The organism is Phyllobacterium sp. 22552 (genome assembly GCF_052044585.1).
Lineage (GTDB): Bacteria > Pseudomonadota > Alphaproteobacteria > Rhizobiales > Rhizobiaceae > Phyllobacterium > Phyllobacterium ifriqiyense.
Window position 1 is genome coordinate 1 of record NZ_JBQENG010000006.1, and the last position, 25780, is coordinate 25780.

The 25780-nt window shown below is 53.4% G+C and carries 22 protein-coding genes and 1 pseudogene; 9 read left to right on the forward strand and 14 right to left on the reverse strand.

Annotated features, from left to right (window positions below; genetic code table 11):
- The 3 genes from ACTJI9_RS14650 to dnaE form a co-directional block, all read left to right on the forward strand.
- The coding region (locus ACTJI9_RS14650) for an FtsX-like permease family protein (RefSeq protein ID WP_440808923.1) at window positions 1-605 on the forward strand (605 nt) is incomplete at its 5' end.
- Window position 606: 1 nt separating this feature from the next.
- Window positions 607-1287 (forward strand): ABC transporter ATP-binding protein, encoded by a 681-nt coding sequence (locus ACTJI9_RS14655; protein WP_115053204.1) that lies wholly within the window; start codon window positions 607-609, stop codon window positions 1285-1287.
- Window positions 1288-1676: 389 nt separating this feature from the next.
- A complete protein-coding gene (gene dnaE, locus ACTJI9_RS14660) occupies window positions 1677-5147 on the forward strand; it encodes a DNA polymerase III subunit alpha (RefSeq protein ID WP_115053319.1) in 3471 nt (1156 codons plus the stop codon).
- Window positions 5148-5257: 110 nt separating this feature from the next.
- On the opposite strand, the gene ACTJI9_RS14665 is transcribed toward dnaE, so the two are convergent.
- Both ACTJI9_RS14665 and ACTJI9_RS14670 read right to left on the reverse strand, forming a co-directional pair.
- Window positions 5258-6574, reverse strand: a complete 1317-nt coding sequence (locus ACTJI9_RS14665; RefSeq protein WP_115053203.1) for a DNA polymerase IV — start codon at window positions 6572-6574, stop codon at window positions 5258-5260.
- Between the two features lie 84 nt (window positions 6575-6658).
- Window positions 6659-6943 (reverse strand): DUF3572 domain-containing protein, encoded by a 285-nt coding sequence (locus tag ACTJI9_RS14670; RefSeq protein WP_440808926.1) that lies wholly within the window; start codon window positions 6941-6943, stop codon window positions 6659-6661.
- Between the two features lie 338 nt (window positions 6944-7281).
- Here ACTJI9_RS14670 and ACTJI9_RS14675 point away from each other — a divergent pair, with 338 nt between their 5' ends.
- The gene (locus tag ACTJI9_RS14675) at window positions 7282-7653 is read left to right on the forward strand and encodes a response regulator (protein ID WP_008122893.1); all 372 of its coding nucleotides are present in this window, start codon (window positions 7282-7284) and stop codon (window positions 7651-7653) included.
- An 18-nt stretch (window positions 7654-7671) separates the two neighbouring features.
- Window positions 7672-9051 (forward strand): PleD family two-component system response regulator, encoded by a 1380-nt coding sequence (locus ACTJI9_RS14680; RefSeq protein ID WP_115053201.1) that lies wholly within the window; start codon window positions 7672-7674, stop codon window positions 9049-9051.
- A 7-nt stretch (window positions 9052-9058) separates the two neighbouring features.
- On the opposite strand, the gene ACTJI9_RS14685 is transcribed toward ACTJI9_RS14680, so the two are convergent.
- The 7 genes from ACTJI9_RS14685 to topA form a co-directional block, all read right to left on the reverse strand.
- Window positions 9059-9466 (reverse strand): GNAT family N-acetyltransferase, encoded by a 408-nt coding sequence (locus ACTJI9_RS14685; protein WP_440808931.1) that lies wholly within the window; start codon window positions 9464-9466, stop codon window positions 9059-9061.
- Window positions 9467-9548: 82 nt separating this feature from the next.
- Window positions 9549-9716, reverse strand: coding sequence for a 50S ribosomal protein L33 (gene rpmG / locus ACTJI9_RS14690; RefSeq protein WP_008122896.1), 168 nt, complete (start codon window positions 9714-9716; stop codon window positions 9549-9551).
- A 534-nt stretch (window positions 9717-10250) separates the two neighbouring features.
- Window positions 10251-11423, reverse strand: coding sequence for an MFS transporter (locus tag ACTJI9_RS14695; protein WP_440808934.1), 1173 nt, complete (start codon window positions 11421-11423; stop codon window positions 10251-10253).
- Between the two features lie 3 nt (window positions 11424-11426).
- Window positions 11427-12167 carry an NUDIX hydrolase gene (locus tag ACTJI9_RS14700; RefSeq protein ID WP_440808937.1) on the reverse strand — a complete coding sequence of 247 codons (741 nt, stop codon included), beginning with the start codon at window positions 12165-12167 and terminating at the stop codon, window positions 11427-11429.
- Between the two features lie 7 nt (window positions 12168-12174).
- On the reverse strand, window positions 12175-12600 hold the full coding sequence (locus ACTJI9_RS14705; protein WP_115053197.1) for a DUF983 domain-containing protein: 426 nt from the start codon (window positions 12598-12600) through the stop codon (window positions 12175-12177).
- Complete coding sequence (gene rnr, locus ACTJI9_RS14710) at window positions 12597-14948, reverse strand: ribonuclease R (RefSeq protein ID WP_440808941.1); 2352 nt, start codon at window positions 14946-14948, stop codon at window positions 12597-12599. Before rnr ends, ACTJI9_RS14705 begins: the two co-directional genes overlap by 4 nt.
- A gap of 9 nt (window positions 14949-14957) precedes the next feature.
- Window positions 14958-17567 (reverse strand): type I DNA topoisomerase, encoded by a 2610-nt coding sequence (topA, locus tag ACTJI9_RS14715; protein ID WP_440808943.1) that lies wholly within the window; start codon window positions 17565-17567, stop codon window positions 14958-14960.
- Window positions 17568-17891: 324 nt separating this feature from the next.
- Here topA and ACTJI9_RS14720 point away from each other — a divergent pair, with 324 nt between their 5' ends.
- The gene (locus ACTJI9_RS14720; protein ID WP_115053195.1) at window positions 17892-18092 is read left to right on the forward strand and encodes a hypothetical protein; all 201 of its coding nucleotides are present in this window, start codon (window positions 17892-17894) and stop codon (window positions 18090-18092) included.
- Here ACTJI9_RS14720 and dprA read toward each other — a convergent pair.
- From dprA to ACTJI9_RS14740, 4 genes and pseudogenes are all read right to left on the reverse strand, one after another.
- Window positions 18060-19194, reverse strand: a pseudogene (dprA, locus tag ACTJI9_RS14725) (DNA-processing protein DprA). The gene ACTJI9_RS14720 and the pseudogene dprA overlap by 33 nt on opposite strands.
- Window positions 19191-19799: a glycerol-3-phosphate 1-O-acyltransferase PlsY gene (plsY, locus tag ACTJI9_RS14730; protein WP_307284717.1), complete on the reverse strand. Its 609-nt coding sequence runs from the start codon at window positions 19797-19799 to the stop codon at window positions 19191-19193. Before plsY ends, dprA begins: the two are co-directional and overlap by 4 nt.
- 18 nt (window positions 19800-19817) lie before the next feature.
- A complete protein-coding gene (locus tag ACTJI9_RS14735) occupies window positions 19818-21104 on the reverse strand; it encodes a dihydroorotase (protein ID WP_354343589.1) in 1287 nt (428 codons plus the stop codon).
- The gene (locus ACTJI9_RS14740; RefSeq protein WP_307284723.1) at window positions 21101-22066 is read right to left on the reverse strand and encodes an aspartate carbamoyltransferase catalytic subunit; all 966 of its coding nucleotides are present in this window, start codon (window positions 22064-22066) and stop codon (window positions 21101-21103) included. The genes ACTJI9_RS14735 and ACTJI9_RS14740 overlap by 4 nt, the downstream gene beginning before the upstream one ends.
- A gap of 212 nt (window positions 22067-22278) precedes the next feature.
- Here ACTJI9_RS14740 and ACTJI9_RS14745 point away from each other — a divergent pair, with 212 nt between their 5' ends.
- Together ACTJI9_RS14745 and ACTJI9_RS14750 are read left to right on the forward strand one after the other, a co-directional pair.
- Window positions 22279-23910 carry an acyl-CoA dehydrogenase family protein gene (locus tag ACTJI9_RS14745; protein ID WP_307284726.1) on the forward strand — a complete coding sequence of 544 codons (1632 nt, stop codon included), beginning with the start codon at window positions 22279-22281 and terminating at the stop codon, window positions 23908-23910.
- Window positions 23911-24182: 272 nt separating this feature from the next.
- Entirely contained in the window at window positions 24183-24506 is a 324-nt protein-coding gene (locus ACTJI9_RS14750) for a DUF6105 family protein (protein WP_115053189.1), read from the forward strand.
- Here the strand turns inward: ACTJI9_RS14750 and ruvX are convergent.
- The gene (ruvX, locus tag ACTJI9_RS14755) at window positions 24470-24970 is read right to left on the reverse strand and encodes a Holliday junction resolvase RuvX (protein WP_115053188.1); all 501 of its coding nucleotides are present in this window, start codon (window positions 24968-24970) and stop codon (window positions 24470-24472) included. The genes ACTJI9_RS14750 and ruvX overlap by 37 nt on opposite strands.
- A 102-nt stretch (window positions 24971-25072) precedes the next feature.
- Here ruvX and ACTJI9_RS14760 point away from each other — a divergent pair, with 102 nt between their 5' ends.
- A complete protein-coding gene (locus ACTJI9_RS14760; RefSeq protein WP_440808950.1) occupies window positions 25073-25777 on the forward strand; it encodes a metal-dependent hydrolase in 705 nt (234 codons plus the stop codon).
- The last annotated feature ends 3 nt before the right edge of the window (window positions 25778-25780 follow it).

Here is a 25780-nt window from a genome sequence, read left to right on the forward strand (position 1 = left end):
ATTTCAATCAGGACAACAAGGTTCAATCGATCGAAATATTTGCCGACAGACCGGATGATGTTGATGCACTGAAAAAGCCGATTGAAGAAGCGGCACAGCGCTCTGTCATGTTGACCGATTGGCGACAACGCAACCAGACTTTCTTTTCCGCACTTCAAGTTGAGCGCAATGTTATGTTCATGATTCTGACGCTTATCGTGCTCGTCGCGGCGCTGAACATCATATCGGGACTCATCATGCTCGTGAAAGACAAGGGCCGCGATATCGCCATCCTTCGAACCATGGGTGCAACGCGAAATTCCATCCTGCGCATATTCTTGATGACTGGCGCAGCGATCGGCGTGACTGGCACGATTGCCGGGGTCGTGCTTGGCGTCGTCGTCTGCCTCAATGTCGAGCGGATCAGGGAGTTTTTCTCCTGGCTTTCCGGGACGACACTCTTCAATCCTGAACTCTATTTCCTAAGTACTCTTCCGGCCAAAATGGACTTCAACGAGACCTTTACTGTAATTCTCATGGCGCTTGTCCTGTCATTTCTGGCGACGCTTTTCCCCGCTTGGCGCGCAGCCAAACTCGATCCCGTTGAAGCTCTGAGGTACGAATAAAATGGCCGGGCCTATATTGCAGCTGACGAATGTCGGTCGCCGCTATGATGAAATCGGCCGCGAACTCATCATTCTCGACAATGCCAGTTTTTCTCTGGGCAAGGGAGAAATGGTTGCGCTTGTTGCGCCTTCGGGTGCAGGGAAATCCACATTGCTGCACACTGCCGGTTTGCTTGAGCGGCCCGATAGTGGCGATGTGATTCTTGACGGGCGCTCCTGCGGTTCTTTGTCGGACGAAGAGCGGACGGCCATCCGTCGCAATGATGTGGGATTTGTTTATCAGTTCCACCATCTTCTGCCCGAATTTTCTGCTCTCGAGAATGTGATGATGCCTCAGATGATTCGCGGCATGAAGCCCGGCGTTGCCTCGGAACGTGCTCAGCAGCTGCTCGACTATATGAAGGTCGGGGCGAGGGCAGCTCACCGCCCGAGCGAACTTTCCGGCGGTGAACAGCAAAGAGTGGCGATTGCCCGCGCTGTGGCCAACGCGCCGCTTGTATTACTCGCCGATGAGCCTACGGGCAATCTCGACCCCGTTACCTCATCTTACGTGTTCGAAGCACTGGAGGCGCTTGTTCGTCAATCCGGCCTGTCGGCAATGATTGCTACGCATAATCATGAACTTGCCCGGCGTATGGATCGACGTGTTACGTTGAAAGACGGCAAGATCACCAATCTCTGATTAGTCAGCAGTATTTACCTCTCATTAGCAATTTGAAAACCATAGCACTCACCATGCCACAGATGCGCTTGACTTTAGAACAAAAATGGAACAAAACATATACATAGTGCAAACGAAGAAGGGTTTTACCGATGAGCGAACTTTTCCAGGATGTGATGTCATTTGTTACCGTCAGTCTCTTCATTGCGACATTCGCGATGTGGGTGAGCGTCATCTGAAGAAACATCCCTTCGGCGATGATTGAGCGAGCCCCGACTATCCACTGTTCACGCGGCCCAAACGTTCAATTTGAGTAGACACCTCATCGCGCATATCGGACTATATGCGCGCGGTGGAATCGGTTCTCCGTTCAGTATCGGAGATAAAAAGTGGCAGATGGGCACGGCAATATGAGCAATGCAGGCAAGCGCCCATTGCGCTTTGTCCATCTGAGAGTTCATTCCGCATATTCATTGCTTGAAGGCGCGTTGCAGGTTCCCAAGGTGATCGACCTTGCTGTGGCCAGCAAGGCTCCCGCCATTGCAATTACTGACACAAACAATCTTTTCGGCGCTCTTGAGTTTGCGCAGAAAGGTTCAAAAGCCGGATTGCAGCCTATCATCGGCTGTCAGATGGATATCGCATTTCACGACCAGACCGAGGAGAGCCGCAATGTAAACCGGCGTGAAGCGCTCGGGCTCGCGCCACTGGTTTTGCTGGCGGCGACGGAAGAGGGCTATGCCAATCTCGTTCGGCTTGTCAGCCGGGCTTATCTTGAAACTCCCTCTGGTGATCCGGTCCACATAGTTTCCAGCTGGCTGGCAGGAAAAACGGATGGCATTATCATGCTATCCGGCGGACCAGAGGGTGCTATTGCCAAGGCAATCAAGGATGATCGGATTGATCGTGCCCGCCAGCGGCTTTTGATGCTGAAATCACTGTTCGGCGACAGACTTTATGTCGAGTTGCAGCGCCATCGCGGTTATGACAAGGCGTTGGAAGCGACACAGGTGGACCTGGCCTATGAGCTGGAACTACCTCTTGTTGCCACCAACGACGTGTTCTTCTCCAAGAGTGCCGACTATGAAGCCCACGATGCCTTGCTGGCAATCGCATCCGGATCACTGCTATCGATTGACGACAGGCGCCGCCTTAGTCCGGACCACTATCTCAAGAGCGAAGATGAGATGGTGGAGCTCTTCGCTGATTTGCCGGAGGCTGTAGAAAACACTGTCGAAATCGCCATGCGCTGTTCGTACTACCCGAAGAATCGCGCTCCGATTTTGCCGCGCTTTACCGGAGAAAGCGCCGATCCTGAAGCTGCATTGGCAGCAGAGGCGGAAGAGCTTGCGCGCCAGGCCCGCGAAGGGCTTGAACAGCGGATTGCGACTGTAGGGCTTGCGGGAGCCCATACACGGGAAGAATATGCCGAACGTCTCGAATATGAGATTTCCGTCATTACCCGAATGAAGTATCCCGGGTACTTCCTTATCGTTTCGGACTTCATCAAATGGGCAAAGGCGCATGATATTCCTGTTGGGCCGGGGCGTGGTTCTGGTGCTGGCTCGCTTGTTGCCTACGCTCTGACTATTACGGATGTCGATCCGCTGCGATTCTCACTTCTATTCGAACGCTTTCTCAATCCCGACCGCGTTTCTATGCCTGACTTTGACATCGACTTCTGTCAGGAACGGCGTGACGAGGTCATCCGTTATGTTCAGGCAAAATATGGGCGCGATCAGGTAGCGCAAATCATAACGTTCGGAACATTGCAGGCGCGCGCTGTCTTGCGTGACGTCGGGCGCGTTCTTGAAATGCCATACGGTCAGGTGGATCGCCTGACAAAGATGGTTCCTGCCAATCCCGCCAACCCGGTAACGCTTTCAAAGGCTATCGAGGACGAGCCAAGACTTCGCGAAGAGCGCGATAAGGAGCCAGTCGTCGAGCGTTTGCTTGATATTGCTTTGAAACTTGAAGGCCTTTACCGGCACGCATCGACGCATGCTGCCGGTATCGTCATTGGTGACCGCCCACTTTCTGAACTCGTCCCAATGTATCGGGATCCGCGTTCCGATATGCCGGTTACGCAGTTCAACATGAAGATGGTGGAAGAGGCCGGGCTGGTCAAATTCGACTTTCTCGGCCTGAAAACGCTGACAGTTCTTCAAACTGCGGTGAATCTGGTCCGTCGCCGCGATATAATCGTGGATCTCTCAAATCTGCCTTTCGACGATAAACCGACTTACGAGATGCTGTCGCGCGGCGAGACTGTCGGCGTGTTTCAGGTGGAAAGTACCGGCATGCGCAAGGCGCTGATTGGTATGAAACCTGACCGGATCGAGGATATTATCGCGCTTGTTGCGCTTTATCGTCCAGGTCCAATGGAAAACATCCCGACCTACAATGCGCGTAAAAACGGCGATGAAGAAATGGCGTCGATTCATCCCAAAATCGACCATCTCGTCAAGGAAACGCAGGGCGTCATCATCTACCAGGAACAGGTGATGCAGATCGCGCAGGAAATGTCGGGCTATACGCTCGGTGAAGCCGATCTTCTGCGGCGCGCCATGGGTAAGAAAATCCGCTCTGAAATGGATTTGCAGCGAGTTCGCTTTGTTGATGGCGCCGTTGAGCGGGGCGTGACAAAGCCGCAGGCCAACTTTATTTTCGACCTCCTGGCGAAGTTTGCCGATTATGGTTTCAATAAATCCCATGCGGCCGCTTACGCTATCGTATCGTTCCAGACCGCCTATATGAAGGCGCATTATCCGGTTGAATTCCTCGCCGCGTCAATGACTTACGATATGTCGAACACGGACAAGCTCAATGATTTCCGGCGTGAAGCGGTGCGACTCGGTATCGAGGTTGTCACGCCTTCGGTCAATACGTCCTACCGGCTGTTTGAAGTTGGCGAAAACCGCATCTACTACTCGTTGGCCGCCATCAAAGGCGTTGGTGAAGCCGCTGTCGATCATATTGTCGAAAAGCGCGGATCGACGCCTTATGCCAGCCTTGAAGATTTTTGTGAGCGGATCGATCCGCGGGTCGTCAACAGGCGGGTGTTCGAAAGCCTTATCAATGTTGGCGCATTTGACTGTTTTGGACGGGAGCGGCCAGCACTTATCGCCGGTCTGGATCGTATAATTGGTCATGCGCAACGCACACAAGAAGACAGTGTCAGCGGTCAAACGGACATTTTCGGCGGTATGGCAGCAACTGCACAAACAATTCAGCTTCCGTCGGTAAGCCCTTGGCTTTCATCAGAAAAACTGCGACGGGAATTTGAAGCGGCGGGCTTTTATCTTTCCGCGCATCCTCTTGATGAATATCAACCCATCCTCGACAAAATGCGCGTTCAAACCTGGTCTGAATTTTCAGCAGCTGTAAAGCGAGGTGCCAATGCCGGGCGGCTGGCAGGTACAATTACCGCAAAGCAGGAACGCCGTACCAAAACTGGCAACAAGATGGGAATCATCCAATTCTCTGATTCCTCAGGGCAATTTGAAGCGATCCTATTTTCAGAAGCGCTGGCGCAATTCCGCGACTTGCTGGAACCGGGCCGTTCCGTTGTCATCACAGTTGGCGCAGAGGACAGGCCTGAGGGCATTAGCCTGCGCATACAGACGGCACATTCGCTTGAAGATGAAGCTACACGCATGCAGAAGGCGTTGCGGCTATATATGCGCTCCAGCGAGCCTCTGGCGGCTATTACGCCCTATCTGACGCCGCAAAATGACGGGCAGATTGTCAGCCTTATTCTGATCAAGCAGAACGGTGCCAATGAAGTTGAGATTGAACTGCCTAACCGCTACCGGATAGGCCCGCAAATAGCGAGCGCCATGAAGGCTATTCCCGGCATTGTCGAAGTTGAAATGGGTTGAATTCAACTTAGCGCAACTATATTGCAATTGCAGATTGAATTTTTTCAGCAAAAATCGCCTGTTTTCTGGCATTTTTGAGCAAAAGTTCAGACTATCTCACCTTTTTTCCGCTAATCTATTTCATCCGGCGCTTCTTTTGCGCGCGATTTTATCTTGCCGAATGTATATCCTGTTTCCACGGCTTGATTGCCAAATTTCCCGCGTAGCTTGTCTATGGCAGTTTCGGCAACTGCGCGTTTAGTAGCCTGCACATCAACAAGATCGAGCGGGTCGGCTCTGCCGTCGTCGGTGAGATCGCTCACTCCGATCCCGATCAAGCGATATCGGGTGCCGTCAATTTCCTTTTCAAGCAGCGAAACACCTGTCCGAAAAATCCTGTCGGCAAGCTGGGTCGGATCGGCGAGCTGACGATTACGGGTCTTCAATTTGAAGTCGCGTGACTTCAACTTGAGAACGATGGTTCGCCCAGCAATGTCGGCTGCTTTTAACCGTCGGGATACTTTCTCTGACAGGGCCCGCAAAATGGCGACGAGCTCTTCCATTGACGAGATGTCTTCATTGAACGTTGTCTCTGCGGAAACACTCTTGCTTTCACCTTCAGGCTCAACCCGTCTTGTGTCCATGCCGCGAGACAAACGGTACAGCCTCTGACCCATGGTGCCATAGGAGCGCATCAGGGGACCAAGCTCCATGGTTTGCAATTGACCAATGGTACGAATGCCATCTCGCTCCAAGGTTGCATCAAAAGCCTTGCCGACACCCCAGATCATTGTCACGGGCTTGTCGCGCAAAAAGGTGAGGGCCTCTTCTTCACCGATAATAGAAAAGCCACGCGGTTTTTCGAAATCGGATGCGATCTTGGCGAGGAATTTGCAATAGGAAAGACCGACCGAAACCGATAATCCCAACTCACGTTCAACCCGATTAGAAAATTGCGCCATGACCCGCGCCGGAGGATCATGGTGGAGCCGTTCAGTACCGGAAAGATCGAGAAAAGCTTCATCGATGGACAGGGGCTCGACGAGAGGCGTGAGGTCGCGCATCATCTGCCTGATCTCGCGCCCGACCCGGACATATTTTTCCATATCCGGCTTGATGACAATGGCGTGCGGACATGCTTCCAACGCCTTGAACATAGGCATGGCGGACTTCACACCATGGATGCGGGCAATGTAGCAAGCCGTTGAAACAACGCCACGTTTTCCGCCTCCAATGATGACAGGTTTGTTGCGCAGTTCGGGGTTGTCGCGTTTTTCAACCGACGCATAGAAGGCGTCACAGTCCACGTGGGCGATGCCCAGACGATAAAGTTCGGGATGCCGAAGCAAGCGAGGGCTACCGCATGATTGGCAACGCTTGGCCTCGTGCGCCTGATTGGCCAGGCAGTCACGGCAAAAACCGAATTGCGGATTGTTAAGACTGGCCATGATGCCCGGAACATAAAATGAACGTCTGGACCTTAGCGAACAGTAGGAGGCGTTGCAACAAGCCTCAGTGATTTACCAACCGTTTCAGTAGGCATCCTGACGCCCGCCGGGCAACAGGCGCAACGCCTGCTGAAACAGCGCTGGATCTGTTTCGGTCTCAGTGCAGTAACGCATCAGCGTCGGCTCATGCGCCAGATAGAATTGCAACACGCCCGCAAGAAAACCCGGCTCTTGTGCAGCCGTGCGGATTTGATCGGCGGTAATGCCGGTCAAAGCCAAGAAACGGGAGAACAATTCGCTGTCTTGCGACATGAACACAAGCGAATTGATGGCAAGGTCGTGTGCTCCATCCAAGTCAATCTTCTGCATCTAGAATATTTCATCCATAAGTTGTGTTGAAGGTCTTGAAAATAAACCACATTACCTCAAGCCTTGGCGCTGCTATCCAAATGAAAAGCTTCAATCCATTTAGACCAGATTAATGAGTCTTGAGCCTAATAGCAGTTGAACATATCCAAAAGAACATGTTGAATAAATGCTTGGTTAAACATGATCAGCAGCATTTCTGAATTAAACGGCAGAGTTTTCTTTTCATCAATCATCAGACGTTATTTCAGAAACTGGTAAAGGTAGGATTGTGTGTCTCGCCGTAAGAGTTTGCATGGCGTGGACCGTATCCTTCGAGAGTGACCAACAGGAAATTGCCGATGGTAAAGAAAGTCATGATCGTCGAGGATAATGAGCTTAATATGAAGCTCTTCCGCGATCTTATTGAAGCCAGTGGTTATGAAACCATACGCACACGCAATGGCTTGGAAGCGTTGGACCTTGCTCGCGAGCATCGTCCAGACCTTATCCTCATGGATATACAGCTTCCCGAAGTGTCGGGTCTTGAGGTCACAAAGTGGTTGAAGGCCGATGACGACCTTCATGTTATTCCCATCATCGCGGTGACGGCCTTTGCAATGAAGGGCGACGAAGAGCGCATCCGCCAAGGTGGGTGTGAAGCTTACATCTCCAAACCTATCTCAGTTCCCAAATTCATCGAAACAATCAAATCCTACCTTGGCGACGCTTGAACGTCGGGAGAATTGAACATGACGGCCCGTATTCTTGTCGTTGACGACGTTCCAGCCAATGTAAAGCTTCTGGAAGCCCGGCTTCGTGCCGAGTATTATGAGGTGGTTACGGCGACCGATGGTTATGAAGCGCTCGAGATTTCTGAAAACGGCAATATCGATGTCATTTTACTTGACGTAATGATGCCCGGTCTCGACGGATTTGAAGTTTGCCGCCGGTTAAAATCGAGAGCGGCAACGGCCCACATCCCGGTGATTCTCGTGACCGCGCTTGATCAGGATTCAAACCGGATTACCGGCTTGAATTTTGGTGCTGATGATTTTCTGACCAAGCCTGTCGATGATCTCCAGCTTATGGCGCGCGTCAAAAGCCTGGTTCGGTTGAAAAACCTGACGGATGAACTGCGTCTTCGTGTGGCAACGACCCGTGATGTGGGGCTCGAATCCATTCTGCGCCTGCCAACTGGCGTCCACGAGGCGATGAAATTTGCACGCGTTCTGTTGATTGATGAACGTCCGGAAAGCACCGAAAAAATAAAACGCGTATTGGGCGAAGAATGTTCGGTCGACGTGGAGAGTGATCCGCAAACCGGTTTCTTCAAGGCCGTGCAAGGCAATCATGATTGCCTTATTATTTCTTCAAGCTTCGCCGCATTTGATCCATTGCGGATTTGCGCGCAGCTGCGCTCGCTGGACAATACCAGATCGTTGCCGATCATCTTGGTGGCGGATATGGGGGAAGAGCCATTGATCCGGCGGGCTTTAGAACTAGGGATAAACGACTATTTGGTGCGGCCGGTCAATCCGAACGAGCTTCTCGCGCGTCTACGCACCCAGCTGCGCCGTAAGGCCTATCATGACGGTCTGCGCGCCAGCGTCGTGAAAACCTATGAAATGGCTGTGACTGACAGTCTGACGGGCCTGCACAACCGGCTTTATCTCGAGACTCATCTGGCAACGCTGTTCAAACGCGCGGTAGAGCGTCGTCGTCCACTATCGATTCTCATGACTGATATTGATCGCTTCAAATTGATAAATGATACATACGGACATGATGGCGGCGATGAGGTTCTGCGTGAATTTGCCAGGCGGCTGCGTCGCAATGTGCGCGGCAGCGATTTGGCCAGCCGCTATGGCGGCGAGGAATTCTTCATAGTGATGCCAGATACAGATCAGACACTGGCCTCCATCGTCGCAGAGCGAATCCGTCGCGAGGTAGCATCGACGCCTTTCCAGATCAACAATATGGGCCCAGCCATACCTGTGACAATCAGCATTGGTATTGCAAGCGTTCTGCAGGAGGGCGACACGGTGCATAATCTGATGAAACGTGCCGATGATGCGCTTTACGGAGCCAAATCATCGGGGCGCAACAAGGTCGTGTCTGCGGCCGCGTGACCGCGCCTTAGTGGTCGTCGCCTGCATAGATCCACATGGGAACGGTTTTGCCGGCTTTTACGAAACCAAGCGTTTCGTAAAAGGATAGAGCGCCAATATCTGCCGTCAGCATAATTTGATGAAAATCAGCATATCGCTGCAGCATGGCTGTCATCAACTTCCGACCGATGCCCATCCCCTGATAGTCGGGGTGCACAATCAAATGGGGGAAATAGACTACCAGATGGCCATCAGAAATAGCATTGGCTAATCCCAGCAGCTGGTTATTGGAACGTGCCGTAAGGAGAGTGTGGGAGTTACTGAGTGCTGCCAGCAAGGTTTGCGGCTTTTGCGCGGAGGACCAATTATTGGCTTTGTAAATGCTAACCACTTCGTCTTCACGAAGCGTATCACCGGTTAAAATATCGATTTCCATGCATTTTCCAAAATATAACAGCAATAAATACCACAACAAAAAAGCCGCCCGAAGGCGGCTGATTTGTTTGAAGAAAGCAAGATTACTTGATCTTGGTTTCCTTGAATTCAACGTGCTTGCGTGCGACCGGGTCGTACTTGCGGAAAGACATCTTTTCCGTCTTTGTACGGCTGTTCTTGCTCGTAACGTAAAAGAAACCGGTATCAGCGGTCGACAGAAGCTTGATCTTGATATTCGCAGCCTTAGCCATTTTAAAACTACCTGTTCTGAGTATGAAGGACCGCTATTCAAGTCCAGCAGTGTGGCATCAAGCGGAAAGTTGGTCGGACACATAAACCAACCTCGATAAAAGTCAACCCTTGGCTGGCGATCTCCCGATTTTTAAAGCGTCACCAAGTGCATGGACAACCGGCGCGATGATTTGTGTCTGGCACATTCAACCCTGCGTTTGTTGTTCAGCGTGAAGAACCACGTCATCAATAGCTCGAGTAATTTCAGGTTTTGAAGGCAAAAGCAGAAAGCACTCGGCCAGCGGTGCATTGGGGGAGATTGGCTTCTCCAACAACAGGAACAAGCCTTGCCTTCAAACTTGGAATTGAACGATGCGGTATCTGCCGTTTTGTATCAGCCTTATTGTGAGAAAACCCGGACGAGCTGGTCAATGACCGTCCGGGTTCAATTCAAACACTAAGGAAAAGAGAGGCGGGCGAAAGCTCGCCTCTCGCTCCGATAACCAATATATGGCACTTTTAGAGAAAGTCCCAGCACCTTGCAGTTATAACAATCAACCCTTTCGGCTGATGAGTCGCGAGCCAACCAATAGCGCATAAGCAGCAAAGAACAGCGCCAGAGCAACGGCGAAGCCGCTTGGTCCCATCATGTCCATGCCAATGCCGATTGCCTGCGGGCCAACGAGCATGCCCACTGCATAGCAAAACACAAAGGCTGCATTGGCGGAGGCCAACTCACGTCCCGTCAATTGTGATCCAAGATGTGCCAAGCCAACCGTGTAGAGCCCGGCCACGGCACCGCCCCACACAAACAACAGGGCAGCGACAAGATACCAGCTATAGTAGATAAAGGGCAAAAGCCCCATGCCGAGAAGCCCGATCAACGTGCAGGCTAAAAGGATCTTGCGTCGGTCTTTCACGTGATCGCTGAGCAGACCAATCGGAATCTGCATCAAAACGTTACCAAGCCCAATTGTTGTCAAAAGCAGGGCTGCATTGGCCTCACTATAGCCGATGCGGGCGCCGAATACCGGAAACAAGGCGAAGCCGCCTGTTTCGACAGCACCGAAAACAAAGACAGCAGCGGTTGCAGTTGGCACTGCCCAGATGAAAGGGGCGAATGGAACATGTTCTTCTTCGTGAAAATCAGGGCTCTCTTTCCATGCGAATAGCACGGGCAGCATGGCTACAACAATAATGCCGAAGCCAACTGCAAAAGGCGTGATTCCCACACTGCCTATTTGCGCAAACAGCCATGGCCCAAGCGCAAAGCCCATGGAAAGCACTGTTCCATAAATGCCGAGCACCAAGCCGCGCCTTTCGGGTGGAGCGGCAGCATTGATCCAGTATTCAGACAGGATGAAGAGCATGGTCAGTGCGAAGTGCAAAAACACACGCAAGACCACCCACATCCAGAAATCGGTGAAAAAATGAAAGCCAAAAAAGGCGAGGCCGCCCATAAGTAGCATTACCAGCAAAGTGGGCACGACGCCGAATCGCGCAGCGATTGGAGCCGCGAACGGAGCTGCCACAATGGAGGCAATGCCCGCAACAGCGGCGTTCAGGCCAATCATCGTGGCGGAATGGCCGCGGTTTTCGAGGATCACGCTAAGAAGCGGAATACCGAGGCCGATGGCGACACCAACAGCGCTGATCGTTGCTATGGCCGCTACAAGCGCGCGCCAGGACGAACCGACTTTTACGCGGTCAGAATTAAGTGCATCCATGGATCAAATAACCTCGCGGACGAATCGCCCGTATTTTAAACGGTAACGGATCACAGGATTACCGGGATCAAGAGAAGGATTTGCTTCAAGCAAACCTTGCGCTTCGCGGATGATAATTCTGGTGATGTCCGGAATATCAAGTTCCAGCGCTTCAGCAAAAGAAAGCCATGCCAGTTCCTCGAGTTCCTGTGAGGGGCCGGTTTGTTCGGGAAGCGAATCGGCAACGGCCTCGCGAAATGCCAGAAAAAACCGCGTGTCGAAGCGGCGAGGCATGCCGGGCGGGGTGATTGCTCGCGCAAAATAGCGAAGCGCGGAAAGGTCTGGCATGACATTGCGCTCGGCAAAAGCAGCCCAGTCCGGATGGGAAACATTCGAGAACTCAGTTCTTTGACCAAGAAACAGCCCGGCCTCTTCATAGGTCTCGCGGATGGCCGAAAGAGCCAGCGCACGGCAGCGCGTGATGCTCGAACGCCCCGCCATATCATCGAGAAGCTTGGTCCTGTCCTGCTCCGACAATTCCGCGATTGCCTGCATGCGCCCATCGGCCGGTTCTGTCCGCCCACCTGGAAAAACAAATTTCCCTGGCATGAAGACATGCCGCATGTGACGCTTTCCCATGAGAATGCGCAACTCATCGCCGGAACGGTCGACAATCAGAAGAGAAGCAGCATCGCGCGGGCGTATCCGCTTCTTCAGGGTGCCGTGTTGTGCAAGAACCGGCTTCCTCAGCTCATTCACGGCCATTAAATTGTTATTCCGATGATTTTGGATCGCTGCTCTCGCCAAACCCGTGCATGTAATTTGCCCATTGCAAGCCTATAATCGCGCCTTTTACCGGCTGGAGCAACGCGAGCGACATGATGATCGTCAGCGGTACCCATATTGCCAGATGCGCCCAGTTCGACAATATGACAAGTGTTTCCATCGCCAGAAAGCCGCCAAGCACAATATGCCCGACAATTGTGATGGTTATATAGGCGGGGAAATCATCGGCCTGATGATGCGTATAATCTTCACCGCATACGGAACAATTATCGACTGATTTCACGAAGGCTCGGAAGAGTTTTCCTTGGCCGCAATGCGGGCAGCGGCCTAGAAAACCGCGCCACATGGCCTGACCGACAGGCCGATGCGGTTTCGCCTGTGCGATGCTTTTTCCAATAAGCTGTTCTGTCATCCTCGACCTCTCCGGCCTCCCGGCTTGCCGCGCGACCCGCCAGGAAAACGTTTCTGGCCGTTGCGTGCAGAGCGTGTCGCCTTGTGATGCGAGCGCACGCCGCTGGGAACCGGGTGTGGCTCTGTCAGCATTTCAAATCGTAACGCGCCGGCGACGGGCAAGGCTTCCACGAGACGTACCTCGACATTATCACCGAGACGAAATCCCTTGCCGCTGCGTTCGCCGGACAGCGCGTGATTGGTTTCGTCATAATGATAGTAGTCATCACCCAGAGTTGAAATGGGGATGAAGCCATCGGCACCATATGTCGCAAGTGAGACAAAAAGACCAGCTTTGGTCACACCCTGCACGCGGCCTTCGAAACTCGCACCGATCTTATCGGCAAGATGATGCGCTATCAGGCGGTCCACGGTGGCCCGTTCGGCTGCCATGGCGCGTCGTTCAGAGGTGGAAATGAGCGCTGCAATCTCGGCTAGCGCGGCTTCCTCCTTGGGCGTGATGCCATCGGGGCCTAAACCTAACGCTGAAATAAGCGCACGATGCACGATAAGGTCGGCATAGCGGCGGATCGGCGAGGTGAAGTGCGCATAGCGCATCAGGTTGAGGCCGAAATGCCCGATATTGGCTGGATTATACTCGGCCTGCGATTGCGACCGCAGCACGACCTGATTGACCATGTCCTGCTGTTCAGAACCATCAACGCGCTTCAATATATTGTTGAAGTGGCTGGGACGCATATCAGCGCCGCGAGCGAGCGAGATGTCGAGCGTGCGCAGGAATTCCCGCAGGCCTTCCTGTTTTGCCAAAGATGGGGCGTCGTGAATCCGGAAGATGAGCGGCTGTTTCTTGCGCTCCAACGTTTCGGCAGCAGCAACATTCGCCTGGATCATGAATTCCTCGATGAGCTTGTGCGCATCAAGGCGGGGCGGGATAATGACCTTGTCGACACCACCTTCGGGCGTCAGCAAAATCTTCTTTTCCGGCAAATCAAGTTCGAGCGGCTCGCGCGCATCGCGTCCACGTTTCAAAGCGGCATATGCAGCCCAAAGCGGCTTGAGAATCGTATCAAGAATAGGCGCTGTTTTCTCATCCGTTGCGCCATCAATCGCAGCCTGCGCCTGCGGATAGGACAGGCGCGCATGGGAGCGCATCATGATGCGATGGAATGTATGCGAGATTTTACGCCCCTCGCTGTCGAAAATCATGCGAACGGCCAGGGCGGGGCGATCCACCAATTCTTTGAGTGAACACAAATCGTTGGAGATGCGCTCAGGGAGCATCGGCACGACCCGGTCCGGGAAATAAACAGAATTGCCCCGCTTCAATGCTTCCCGGTCGAGCTGCGAGTCCGGCGTCACATAGGCCGCAACATCGGCAATGGCAACGGTCGCAATATATCCGCCGATATTCTTCTCGTCCGTATCGGGCTCCGCATATACGGCATCATCATGATCCTTGGCATCGGCCGGATCGATGGTGACGAGCGGGACATTGCGCCAGTCCTCGCGGTGGGCCATGGTCGCGGGCTTCGCCTTTTCCGCTTCGGCCATAACGCTGTCAGGAAAGACATGCGGTATCTCATGCTCATGAATAGCGATCATGGACAGTGCTTTTTCACTGGCAACTGAACCGATGATCTGGGTAATGCGCCCAAGGACAAGACCGTAGCGGCTTATCTTCGAGACCTCGACTTCGACCAGATCATTAACCTTGGCGTTGTCGAGTTGTGCCGGATCGATGGCAAGTTCAGCCTGACGACGTTCGACAGGTTCAAGACGCCATTCGCCATTGTCGAGTTTGCGCAGAACGCCAAGCACGGCATCCTTGCGATGCTCAATCTTCTTGATGACGCGGCCCGTATAGGCTGGACCGCTTGGATCAGCACCTTGGAAGATACGGGCAAGCACGCGATCACCAACGCCGACAGCAGGGCCTTTGTGCCCGCGCGAGGCGCGGATGAAAACGACCGGCGGGCGTTCGTCCGCATGGGTTGCTTCCCATTCGGTTGGTTTTGCTATCAAGCCGCCATCGCCTTCGCGTCCGGTAATGTCAAGAACAGCTACACTTGGCAGGCTTCCAGGCACGGCGAGACGCTTGGCACGTTTTTCAACCAGACCGTCGCCAGCCAGATCGCGCAGAATATCTTTCAGAGCAATACGGGCATCGCCCTTCAGATTGAAGGCCTTGGCGATATCCCGCTTTCCGGCCAGATCGGGATTCTCCTTGATGAACTGGAGAATTTCCTCGCGGCTGGGCATGCGAGCTTCACGAACTGGCTTGATAAGGCCGGAAGTGGCAGAATGGGCAGGCCTTTTTTTTCCGCTGGGTGGAGAGATACGGCGTGCCAATTCTTTATCCTAACTTGCTTTTTTCGCTGCGGCTTTTTTAGGAGCCGCCTTTTTGACTGCGGGCTTTTTTGCCGCTTTTTTTTTGGCTGGCGCTTTCTTTTTCGGCGCCGAACCAGCTTTTGCGGCAATCAATACAAGCGCTTCCTCAACGCTGACGCCAGCCGGATCTTTGCCTTTGGGCAGCGTGGCATTGACCTTACCCCAATTAACGTAAGGCCCATATTTGCCATCGCGAACTGTAATCGGGCCGCCATCGGGATGCTCGCCAAGTTCTTTAAGAGCCGCTGGCGTACCCCGCCCACGTCCTGGACCTTTGGCCTGCTTCTCCGCAATGACTGTCACAGCCCGGTTCAGACCGATTGTGAAAACTTCATCGGCATTTTCCAGATTGGCATAAGTGCCATCATGGGTAAGATAGGGGCCATAACGGCCAATACCAGCCGAAATCATTTTTTGCGTTTCAGGATGCTGGCCCACATCGCGCGGCAACGACAGAAGTGCCAGCGCCTTTTCATGGTCGAGCGCATCGAAGGTCCAGCCTTTTGGCAAGCTGGCGCGCTTGGCTTCCTTGCCTTCGCCGCGTTGCACATAAGGACCAAACCGGCCATTGCGGGCAGTAATATCCTCATCCGTATAAGGATCTTTACCAAGCAGTTTCGGCTCATCGCCGCCATTGCCATTTTCGCTTGCAGCCTCGCTACCGCCCAGCTGACGGGTGAATTTGCATTCCGGATAGTTCGAGCAACCGACGAAAGCGCCGTATTTTCCAAGCTTCAGCGACAGATTGCCCGTACCGCAGACCTGACAAATGCGCGGATCGCTACCGTCCTCACGGGGAGGGAACACAAGCGGTCCGAGGCGATCATTCAGTGCGTCGAGCACATTGGTTACGCGCAGCTCCTTGATTCCATCGACAGAACCGAAGAAATCCGTCCAGAAGGCGCGCAGGACATCTTTCCACTTGAGCTTGCCATCGGAAATCTCATCAAGCTTCTCTTCGAGGTCCGCCGTGAAATCATATTCGACATAACGCTGGAAGAAACTTTCCAAAAACGCGATGACCAGACGGCCCTTTGCTTCCGGAATGAGTTTTCTTTTCTCGATCGTTATATATTCGCGGTCACGCAATGTCGCGAGTGTTGAGGCGTAGGTGGAGGGACGGCCAATGCCGAGCTCTTCCATCTTCTTGATTAGCGTGGCTTCCGAATAGCGAGGCGGCGGTTCGGTCGAATGCTGTGTGGCATTGATTTTTTCGCGGGCAAGAGCCTCGCCAGCGCGAACCTCAGGAAGACGTGCGCCGTCTTCATCAACATCTTCTTCTTCGCGATGATCCGTGTAGGCACCCAGGAACCCGTCGAAACGAACGACAGAACCGGTGGCACGTAGCTGGGCCGATCGCGCTCCATTGTTTGCATCGATTTCGACAGTGGTCCGCTCAATATCAGCCGATTGCATTTGGCTGGCAATCGCACGTTTCCAGATCAGCTCGTAAAGCTTGGCCTGATCCGCATCAAGAAACTTGCGCATATCCTTTGGATGCCGGTTGAAGTCCGTCGGGCGGATTGCTTCGTGGGCTTCCTGCGCATTCTTGGCTTTAGTCGAGTAGAAGCGCGGCTTTTCCGGCACATATTTCTCGCCGAATACCTTGCCGATGGTCTGGCGCGCTGCCTGGACAGCCTCCGGTGCCATCTGCACGCCATCCGTACGCATATAGGTGATCAGACCGGCAGTCTCACTGCCAAGATCCATACCTTCATAAAGCTTTTGCGCGATCTGCATGGTACGCGAAGCGGAGAAGCCGAGTTGGCCCGATGCTGCCTGCTGCAAGCTGGATGTGGTAAAGGGAGGTCCAGGGCTGCGCTTGATCGGCTTGGCTTCAACAGACGCCGCCTTGAAAGCTGCGCCTTCAAGCATGGTGCGAATCTCGCCTGCCTGCTCGCCGTTCTTTATGTCCAGCTTGCCGAGCTTCTTGCCATCGACGGAAACCAGACGCGCTTCAAAGCCATCATTGCGCGGTGTCTTGAGCAGCGCAGCGATGTTCCAGTATTCTTCGCGAACAAAACGTTCGATTTCCGCTTCGCGATCCGCGACAAGCCGCAATGCAACCGATTGCACACGCCCAGCGGATCGAGCGCCGGGTAATTTGCGCCAAAGTACGGGCGAAAGCGTAAAGCCGAACAGATAATCCAGCGCTCGGCGCGCCAAATAGGCGTCAACCAACGGCATATCAATGTCACGCGGGTTGGCCATGGCTTCAAGCACGGCACCCTTGGTTATTGCGTTGAATACAACACGCTTGACCGACTTTTTGCCGATCGCCTTTTTCTGCTGCAAAACCTCCAGCACATGCCACGAAATGGCTTCGCCCTCGCGATCCGGATCGGTTGCGAGAATGAGGCCGTCACTGTCTTTGAGAGCCTTTACAATATCCCCAAGGCGCTTGGATGAGGCTGAATCCACTTCCCAGGACATGGAAAAATCATCATCCGGGCGCACAGACCCATCCTTGGCAGGCAGGTCACGGACATGGCCAAACGAAGCCAGGACGGTGTAACCCGAGCCGAGATATTTATTGATGGTTTTGGCCTTGGCAGGCGATTCGACGACAACAACGTTCATTGCAGAATTGAGCTTTCCTGCCCTTGTCAGATTACAAAAGCACTAATTTCAGTTCGGAATTGGCCTGTGAAATGAACAGGCTTACACACAACGTCAAGGTCTGTAAGCGAAAAATCGTGAAATACAACCCTGAGTTGCTCGCCGGTCTTGTGCAATTAATGGTAATTTGAATTCAGGTGCAAAGGGAGAACTGATTCATGCAACTGTTTTTGGTTGCGTGGAAAAAGCATTAAAAACAGAAGCTTATATTAACTTAAATTTGAATGCTCTTAGCCGCGTATAACATATATTTTAGATATTAAATTGTATTTGAGGGTAACATTTATGAGCAGCAAGGAAATTAATGAAATCGAAAGCGCGAGATTTATTCAGCAAATGCTTGGTGAATTACGTGTAATGGCAAAAACCAACAATATGGATATGTTAAGCTATTTGATCGAGATCGCGTATATAGAGAGCAATGACCAATTGCGCAAGCAAATGGGCGTGAAGTCAGTCCCACGCAAGAGAAACGTTACCTCCTGAGTGGCGCTGTAGTCGACCGGCCAGATCAAGTTCCAGCAAAATCAGCATTACCACTGACGGATGTAACTGGCTGGTTCGGATCCCAATCATCGATATCCACCGGCACCGGCCCCAGCAGATTAAACAGCCGGTCTCTCTCGGTTTGATCGGGAGGCACTGGCGAGATCCAATCTTCTGAAGGGGCAGGAAAGCCGGTCTCGTCGAGAGTGGGACGGTCAATCAGCGGCACAATAGCGCTGATGATATCTTCGGCGCCCGTTGTCACAATCGCACCGTTTTTCAACAGTGCATTGGTACCTTTTGCTCTTGGATCGAGCGGCGATCCGGGCACGGCGAACACCAGTCTGCCAAGCTCACCGGCCAGTCTTGCACTGATGAGCGAACCTGACCGCTCCGCTGCTTCCACAACGACCAGGCCAAGAGACAAAGCGGCGATTATTCTGTTCCGTCGTGGAAAATCCCTGGCGCGTGGCTCCCATCCCAAAGGCATTTCGCTGATGACGGCACCGCCATGTTCGGGAATAGCCTTGTATAATCCCAGATTTTCCGGGGGATAGGGGTGATCAAGACCGCCCGCCATAGCAGCGACAGTCCCGTGATGCAGGCTTGCTTCATGGGCAGCGGTATCGATACCTCGTGCAAGCCCGGAAATCGTGGCAAACCCAACCTCACCAAGCTCGCGAGCGATGGTTCGGGCAAATTTGATTCCGACCAATGAAGCATTTCGTGCGCCGACAATTGCCACGGGCGGCAAACGGAAAACATCAGGATTTCCCTTTATTGCTACTAGAGGCGGAGGATTGTCGCATTGTTTGAGGTAACGCGGATAATCGGGTTCGCCGATGCCGATGAAGAAAGCGCCCATTTTGGCTGCGGCATGAATTTCCCGCTCGGCATCTTCTTTGCTGGTGACGCGGATGGGCTTTCCTCTGCCACCACGCCGAACGAGATCAGGCAGCATCTCAATGGCGTTCGACGCAGAGCCGCAATGGGCTATCAGCTCACGAAATGTAGCCGGACCCACATTCTCGCTGCGGATGAGCCGAACCCAGCTCAACCTTTGCTCATCAGAAAGGCGAATGCCTTTCTTCTCTTCGTTCATTTTTTGGAGCCGATTCTACCTTCGGTACCCGAAACAAGCCGCTGAATATTGGCTCGGTGTTTAAGGAATACGATGATTGTCAAAATGAGAAATAGAAATGCGATCTGATGATAACCAATAAAGTATAAGGCAATAGGAGTGACGACGGCTGCTACAAGAGCGGCAAGAGACGAATAACGGGTGGCAAAGGCAATCAGCAGCCAGACGGCGGCGAAGATAAGCGCACCTTTCCAGAACAGTCCAAGCAATACGCCAAGATATGTGGCTACGCCCTTGCCGCCTTTGAATTTCAGCCAGACCGGAAAAATGTGACCAAGAAAAGCGCCGAGCCCAGCAGCGATTGCAGCCTCGGGACCGGCAATACCGGCAACCAGCACGGCAACGGTTCCCTTCAGCATATCAAGGATCAACGTCGCTGCGGCCAGCTTTTTATTGCCGGTTCGAAGCACATTGGTCGCCCCGATATTGCCGGAGCCAATGCTGCGCACATCACCCAAACCAGCCATGCGTGTCAGAATCAGCCCGAAGGGGACCGAACCCAGCAGGTAACCGAAAATCAATGAGAGGAGTAAAAGTGGAATTCCGGCATTGAAGAAATCCGACATGACCCATCCCCTCGGGTTTTAGATGGAAAAAACTGACTTTCCAGCAACAAATGTCTGGACAACACGGCCTTGAAAACGTGCGCCTTCAAAACAGCTGTTCTTGGAGCGTGACGTCAAATCTTCTTCTCTGACAATCCATGGTTCGTCAAGATCGACTATGGTCATATCCGCGACCGAACCCGGACGAAGCGATCCCGCCTCCAGACCGAAAATCCGGGCCGGGGCGGTGGACAATGCTTCAATGATGCGAAGAAGCGGAACATCGCCATTGTGATAAAGCCGCAGCGCTGCACCGAGCAGGGTTTCAAGACCGATCGCACCCGCTGCCGCATCGGCAAAAGGCAGGCGCTTCGTGTCGACATCCTGCGGATCATGTGCCGATACGATAATGTCGATCGTTCCGTCCCGCAGGCTTTCAACCATGGCGAGGCGATCTTCTTCGAGACGCAGAGGAGGTTGCAGGCGGAAGAATGTCCGGAACTCGCCAATGTCATTCTCATTGAGCGAAAGATGATTGATGGACACCGCAGAGGTGACATTCAAGCCGTTCTGTTTTGCACGATTGACGACTTCTGCAGACATGGCGGTGGAAATCTGTGCAGCGTGATAGGCGCCCTTCGTCAAGGCAGCAAGGCGCATGTCCCGCTCTAGAGGAATGACTTCGGCTTCGCGCGGTGTGCCGGAAAGGCCGAGCCAGCTGGCGTAAAGGCCCTCATTCATAACGCCATTGACGCCCAGATGAGCATCCTGCGTTTCATGGGCAAGGACGACACCGAAATCCCGCGCATAGGTGAGGGCGCGGCGCATCAACTGCGTGTTGGCGATGGAATGGCGCCCTTCGGTGATAGCCACCGCGCCAGCCTCCCGCAGCAGACCAATCTCGGTCATTTCTTCGCCGGATAAGCCCTTGGTGACCGCCGCCGCCGGATAAACATTGATGACTGCCGTGTCGCGCGCGGTACGCTTGACGAACTCGACCAGTGCAACATTATCGATGACCGGATCGGTGTCCGGCATCATAATGATTGAGGTAACACCGCCTGCCGCAGCTGCATGGCTTGCCGATGCGATAGTCTCGCGGTGTTCGCCGCCGGGCTCACCGATGAAAACGCGCGCATCCACGAGGCCCGGAAGCACAGCCTTGCCACGGCAATCAATGATGGTCGCATCTTCAGGTGTACCCTGATTGCGGACATCGGCGCCGCTGGCAACAATTTTTCCGTCTTGTATAATCAGCGTGCCAATTTCGTCGAGACCGCGCGAGGGGTCGACAATGCGGGCATTGTTAAGAACCGTGGTGTTCATCCGGCAACTCCTTCCGGATTACGGCGTGGATCAAGCAGGGCTTCCATGACCGCCATGCGAACGGCAACGCCCATCTCCACCTGTTCCTGAATGACGCTTTGCGAGCCGTCGGCAACATCGGAAGCGATTTCGACGCCGCGATTCATCGGGCCGGGATGCATGACAAGCGCATCCGGCTTGGCATATTTGAGCTTCTCGCGATCAAGGCCGTGATAGCGGAAATATTCGCGCACGGACGGGACGAATGAGCCGGCCATACGCTCGCGCTGCAAACGCAGCATCATGATGACGTCCACATCCTTCAGGCCTTCTTCCATGCTGTGGAAGACCTCTGCACCCATATGGGCAATGCCGGCAGGCAAGAGGGTGGACGGCGCAATCACGCGCACCCGCGCACCCAGCGCATTTAGCAGGATGATATTCGATCTCGCGACCCGGGAATGAAGAACGTCACCGCAGATCGCCACCGTCAACCGTGCGACCTTGCCCTTGGCGCGGCGAATAGTCAGCGCATCAAGTAGGGCTTGCGTCGGGTGTTCATGGGCTCCGTCGCCGGCATTGACCACCGAGCAGCCTACCTTTTGGGCAAGGAGCGCCGCGGCACCGGCAGACGCATGACGGATGATAAGAATGTCGGGGCGCATTGCATTGAGCGTCATCGCTGTATCAATCAGCGTTTCGCCCTTTTTCACCGACGAATTGCCGACCGACATGTTCATCACATCAGCGCCAAGGCGTTTGCCCGCAAGCTCAAAGGATGATTGCGTGCGGGTGGATGCTTCAAAGAACAGATTGATCTGTGTGCGGCCCCGCAGGACGCTCTTTTTCTTTTCCGATTGCCGCGAAACGGCGACTTCGCTGTCGGCGAGATCGAGAAGATGGATGATATCTTGCGGGGAAAGGCCCTTGATGCCAAGCAAGTGGCGATGGGGGAAAAGCAAAGGAGATGTTTTTGATGTCATATCAAGTCCCCCCTATAAGCGCGATAGTTCACGGCTGCAAGCGCTGCCATGCGTCATTGTCCATCGCTCCCCAATAAAAATTTTGAAAAGCCGGAACGGACTTAGCATAGGTATGATGAATATCGACTATCATCGAAGAGTCCATATATTAACCGCTTGTCAGAATGTTCGCTCCATATAAAAGAAAAGCGAATTTGAATCAGGACAGTTTCTTGAAAACCCACGACGTTCTTAACCAGACACCACCAATGACCGGGCAAAACGCTTATCTGGGTGATCCATTGCTGATGCAGATCACCAAGCGGTTCCCGAAAAGCGTACGTGACGAGCTGGAACAGAGCGGTCGTTTTGTGCTGTCGGCGGATGCGTTGGATCTGGCAAGGCTCGCCAATACGGAAGCACCTCGTCTGCGCACCCATGATCGCCAGGGCTTTCGGTCTGATGTGGTTGAGTATCATCCAGCATACCATGCGCTCATGCGGCGGTCTGTCGGGCAAGGACTGCATTCTTCGATCTGGGAAGATGGCAAGGCGGAATCCGGTTTGCGGCATCAGTCGCGCGCAAGCCGATTCTATTTGACGTCGCAACTGGAATGCGGGCATCTTTGCCCATTGACGATGACAAGCGCTTCACTGGCAGCGCTCATGGCGGCGCCTCATCTCTACCGCGAATGGTCGCCGCTGATCCTGCCGCGCAAATATGATTCCAGCAATAAATCGCCCGCGAAGAAAACAGGCCTGACGCTCGGCATGGGCATGACGGAAAAGCAGGGCGGAACAGACGTCAATACGAATACAACCAAGGCGGAGCCCGCTGGCAGCGGCTTTTATCGTCTGACCGGGCATAAATGGTTCATGTCCGCGCCAATGTCAGATGCATTTTTGGTATTGGCGCAAGCCCGCGAAGGTCTGTCGTGCTTTCTGGTGCCGCGCATACTGCCTGATGGCTCGTCCAATGGCTTTCGATTCCAGCGGTTGAAAGACAAGCTCGGCAATCGCTCGAATGCCTCATCGGAGGTGGAATTTGAGAATGCGCTTGGCCAGATGGTCGGCAATCCTGGTGATGGCGTTAAAACCATCATCGATATGGTGACGTTGACACGGCTCGATTGCTCCATTGCTTCAGCTGGTTTGATGAGGGCGGGCCTGGCCGAGGCAGTGCATCACGCCAGACACCGTGTCGTTTTTGGCGGTCCGCTGATAGACAAGCCTTTAATGCTGCGCGTTCTGGCGGACATGGCGCTGGATTCTGCTGCCGCAACAGCACTGACACTGCGTCTGGCACGGGCATTTGATAATGCAGCCAGAGATCGCGGCGAGGCGGCATTCGCGCGCGTCATGACCCCTGTCGTTAAATATTGGGTGGCCAAAATTGCCCCGGCAATGCTCTATGAGGCAATGGAATGCCTTGGCGGAAATGGTTACATCGAAGAAGGCAATCTGGCGCGGTTTTATCGTGAAGCGCCGGTCAATGCGATTTGGGAAGGCTCCGGCAATGTCATGGCGCTGGATGTGCTTCGCGTATTGAAGCGCGGACCGCAACTTTTCGACGAAGTGCTGAACTGGATCGGCTCTCAGCTTGGCCGTGGTGGGCAGGGGACGGTGGAAGTGCTCCGCGCCGCCATGCGCGTTGCTGAAAATGATGAAGGTGCGGCACGCATCCTGACTGAGCAATTGGCATTGGCTGCGGCAGGAGCGGAATTGCGCTATCTTCAGTCCGAAGATATTGCAGACGCCTTTATTGAAACGCGCCTTGGTGGCCAATGGCGCACGACTTACGGCATGCTGGACGCCCGGCATAACGCCGCCAATATTGTTAATTCACTCTATCCATCTGCAGGCTGATTCGAGTAGCAGAGATGCCGACCGGCGGCCATCTTGCCACCGCTTGCGTGGCATTTGAGTCAAATTTTCCTAAAATAGCTGAAAAAATTTGCCGAAGGCTCGGATAGGGCCCTCGCTAATTCCTTCAATTTGAATTAAATTTTCTTAAATTAACCTTAACAAACGGTTTACGTTGCGGCTAACGTCTTAACAGATATCACTCTGAGTCGAAAAGCCTTCATAAAAACCGAGGGTTAGCCAATGAACCATGCAAGCCCTTCGAGGAGCATTGAATGCGCAATTTCCTGATTTTCTGGGGCGGACCGCTGGTTTTCTTGTGGGGATGGTATTTTCTGTCTTATTACGATCTCAACATGGGCATGCATTTTTTCAGCCGTGAGTTGCATGATCAGGTCTTCATGATCTACGGCAACATCCTCGGAATAGCGCCTGAGAGCATTCCTCCGCTGGTCGCCAGAGCATGTGTTTTCGACACAGGATTGGTTCTATTGCTGATCGCCTTCCGGCGTCGCCGCAAGATTATCGCATGGGTCAAGGCATGGCGCGCAGAGCGTGCGCGTTATTCCGAAGAATTGCCGACTGCATCAGCCTCCTGACGCAGGCCTTGCAGGCGGTCCAATGCGCCTTGCAGAATGAAGGCGGCGGCAGCGGAATCAATCCGCTCCGCCCGTTTTTGCCTTGAAACATCCATGCCGATGAGAGCGCGTTCCGCTGCAACAGTGGATAGACGCTCATCCCAATAGACAAATGGCAGATCGGTAAGTTTCTCCATATTGCGGACAAAGGCGCGGGTGGCCTGGACACGCGGTCCTTCGCTACCATCCATATTAACCGGCAGTCCGATGATAATTGCCCCGACATTGTCTGCGGCGAGCGCCTTCAGCAGGTCTTGCGCATCATGGGTGAACTTGCTGCGCCTGAGAACCGGACGCGGGTTGGCAAAGGAAAAGCCACGATCTGATATGGCGATACCAATCGTCTTTGTGCCAAGATCAAGACCAGCAACAGTCTTACCGTCCGCAACATGCTCTTCCAACTGCTCAATCGCCAAAATTGTCAAACTGTTTGCTTCCTGCGGTTGTCTGATCGGTTTAATCTGTTCACATAACGCTATTAGACGCCTCTGGCGAGGCCCGACCTAAATGATGAAGGATTCTGAACAATGAAAATTACCTGGCTGGGACAATCCGGTTTCCGTATCGAAACTGCGAAGAACATCATCCTCATTGATCCGTTTCTGAATGGGAATCCCGGCGCCAAGGGCGTGGACTTCAAGGATGCAACCAAGGGCGCCAATCACATTATCCTCACACATGGCCATGGCGACCATGTGGGCGATACTGTTGATATATCCAAGGATACAGGTGCGCTGGTGACTGGCAATGCTGATCTTGTGACATGGCTCGGCTCGAAAGGCGTGGCGCGCGTCGATCAGACAAATACAGGCGGAACCGTTTCTTATGACGGATTTACAGTGACTTACGTCAATGCGCTGCACTCATCTGCGCAAATGACCGAGGATGGCGTTTCGCATTCACTCGGCAATGCAAATGGCGTGGTGCTGCATTTTGACGATGAACCCACGCTCTATCATATGGGCGATACGGATATCTTTTCTGACATGGCCTTGATCAATGAGCTGCACCAGCCGGACATCGGTATTGTGCCGATTGGAGACCGCTTCACCATGGGCGGTGCGGTAGCAGCGCTTGCTTCGCGGCGCTACTTCAAGTTTGGCAAGGTCATACCCTGTCACTATGCTTCCTTTCCAATAATAGATCAGACGGCCGACAAGTTTGTTGCCGGAATGGAAGGTGGCACGAGCGAAGTAATCGTCGCCGAACCAAATAAGCATTTTACTGTTTGATTT

What these genes read in the sequence shown, in the direction of transcription:
- ACTJI9_RS14655 (WP_115053204.1), top strand. Translation starts at nt 607, where the DNA reads ATGGCCGGGCCTATATTGCAGCTGACGAATGTCGGTCGCCGCTATGAT.
- dnaE (WP_115053319.1), top strand. Translation starts at nt 1,677, where the DNA reads ATGAGCAATGCAGGCAAGCGCCCATTGCGCTTTGTCCATCTGAGAGTT.
- ACTJI9_RS14665 (WP_115053203.1), bottom strand. Translation starts at nt 6,574, where the DNA reads ATGGCCAGTCTTAACAATCCGCAATTCGGTTTTTGCCGTGACTGCCTG.
- ACTJI9_RS14670 (WP_440808926.1), bottom strand. Translation starts at nt 6,943, where the DNA reads ATGCAGAAGATTGACTTGGATGGAGCACACGACCTTGCCATCAATTCG.
- ACTJI9_RS14675 (WP_008122893.1), top strand. Translation starts at nt 7,282, where the DNA reads ATGGTAAAGAAAGTCATGATCGTCGAGGATAATGAGCTTAATATGAAG.
- ACTJI9_RS14680 (WP_115053201.1), top strand. Translation starts at nt 7,672, where the DNA reads ATGACGGCCCGTATTCTTGTCGTTGACGACGTTCCAGCCAATGTAAAG.
- ACTJI9_RS14685 (WP_440808931.1), bottom strand. Translation starts at nt 9,466, where the DNA reads ATGGAAATCGATATTTTAACCGGTGATACGCTTCGTGAAGACGAAGTG.
- rpmG (WP_008122896.1), bottom strand. Translation starts at nt 9,716, where the DNA reads ATGGCTAAGGCTGCGAATATCAAGATCAAGCTTCTGTCGACCGCTGAT.
- ACTJI9_RS14695 (WP_440808934.1), bottom strand. Translation starts at nt 11,423, where the DNA reads ATGGATGCACTTAATTCTGACCGCGTAAAAGTCGGTTCGTCCTGGCGC.
- ACTJI9_RS14700 (WP_440808937.1), bottom strand. Translation starts at nt 12,167, where the DNA reads ATGGCCGTGAATGAGCTGAGGAAGCCGGTTCTTGCACAACACGGCACC.
- ACTJI9_RS14705 (WP_115053197.1), bottom strand. Translation starts at nt 12,600, where the DNA reads ATGACAGAACAGCTTATTGGAAAAAGCATCGCACAGGCGAAACCGCAT.
- topA (WP_440808943.1), bottom strand. Translation starts at nt 17,567, where the DNA reads ATGAACGTTGTTGTCGTCGAATCGCCTGCCAAGGCCAAAACCATCAAT.
- ACTJI9_RS14720 (WP_115053195.1), top strand. Translation starts at nt 17,892, where the DNA reads ATGAGCAGCAAGGAAATTAATGAAATCGAAAGCGCGAGATTTATTCAG.
- plsY (WP_307284717.1), bottom strand. Translation starts at nt 19,799, where the DNA reads ATGTCGGATTTCTTCAATGCCGGAATTCCACTTTTACTCCTCTCATTG.
- ACTJI9_RS14735 (WP_354343589.1), bottom strand. Translation starts at nt 21,104, where the DNA reads ATGAACACCACGGTTCTTAACAATGCCCGCATTGTCGACCCCTCGCGC.
- ACTJI9_RS14740 (WP_307284723.1), bottom strand. Translation starts at nt 22,066, where the DNA reads ATGACATCAAAAACATCTCCTTTGCTTTTCCCCCATCGCCACTTGCTT.
- ACTJI9_RS14750 (WP_115053189.1), top strand. Translation starts at nt 24,183, where the DNA reads ATGCGCAATTTCCTGATTTTCTGGGGCGGACCGCTGGTTTTCTTGTGG.
- ACTJI9_RS14760 (WP_440808950.1), top strand. Translation starts at nt 25,073, where the DNA reads ATGAAAATTACCTGGCTGGGACAATCCGGTTTCCGTATCGAAACTGCG.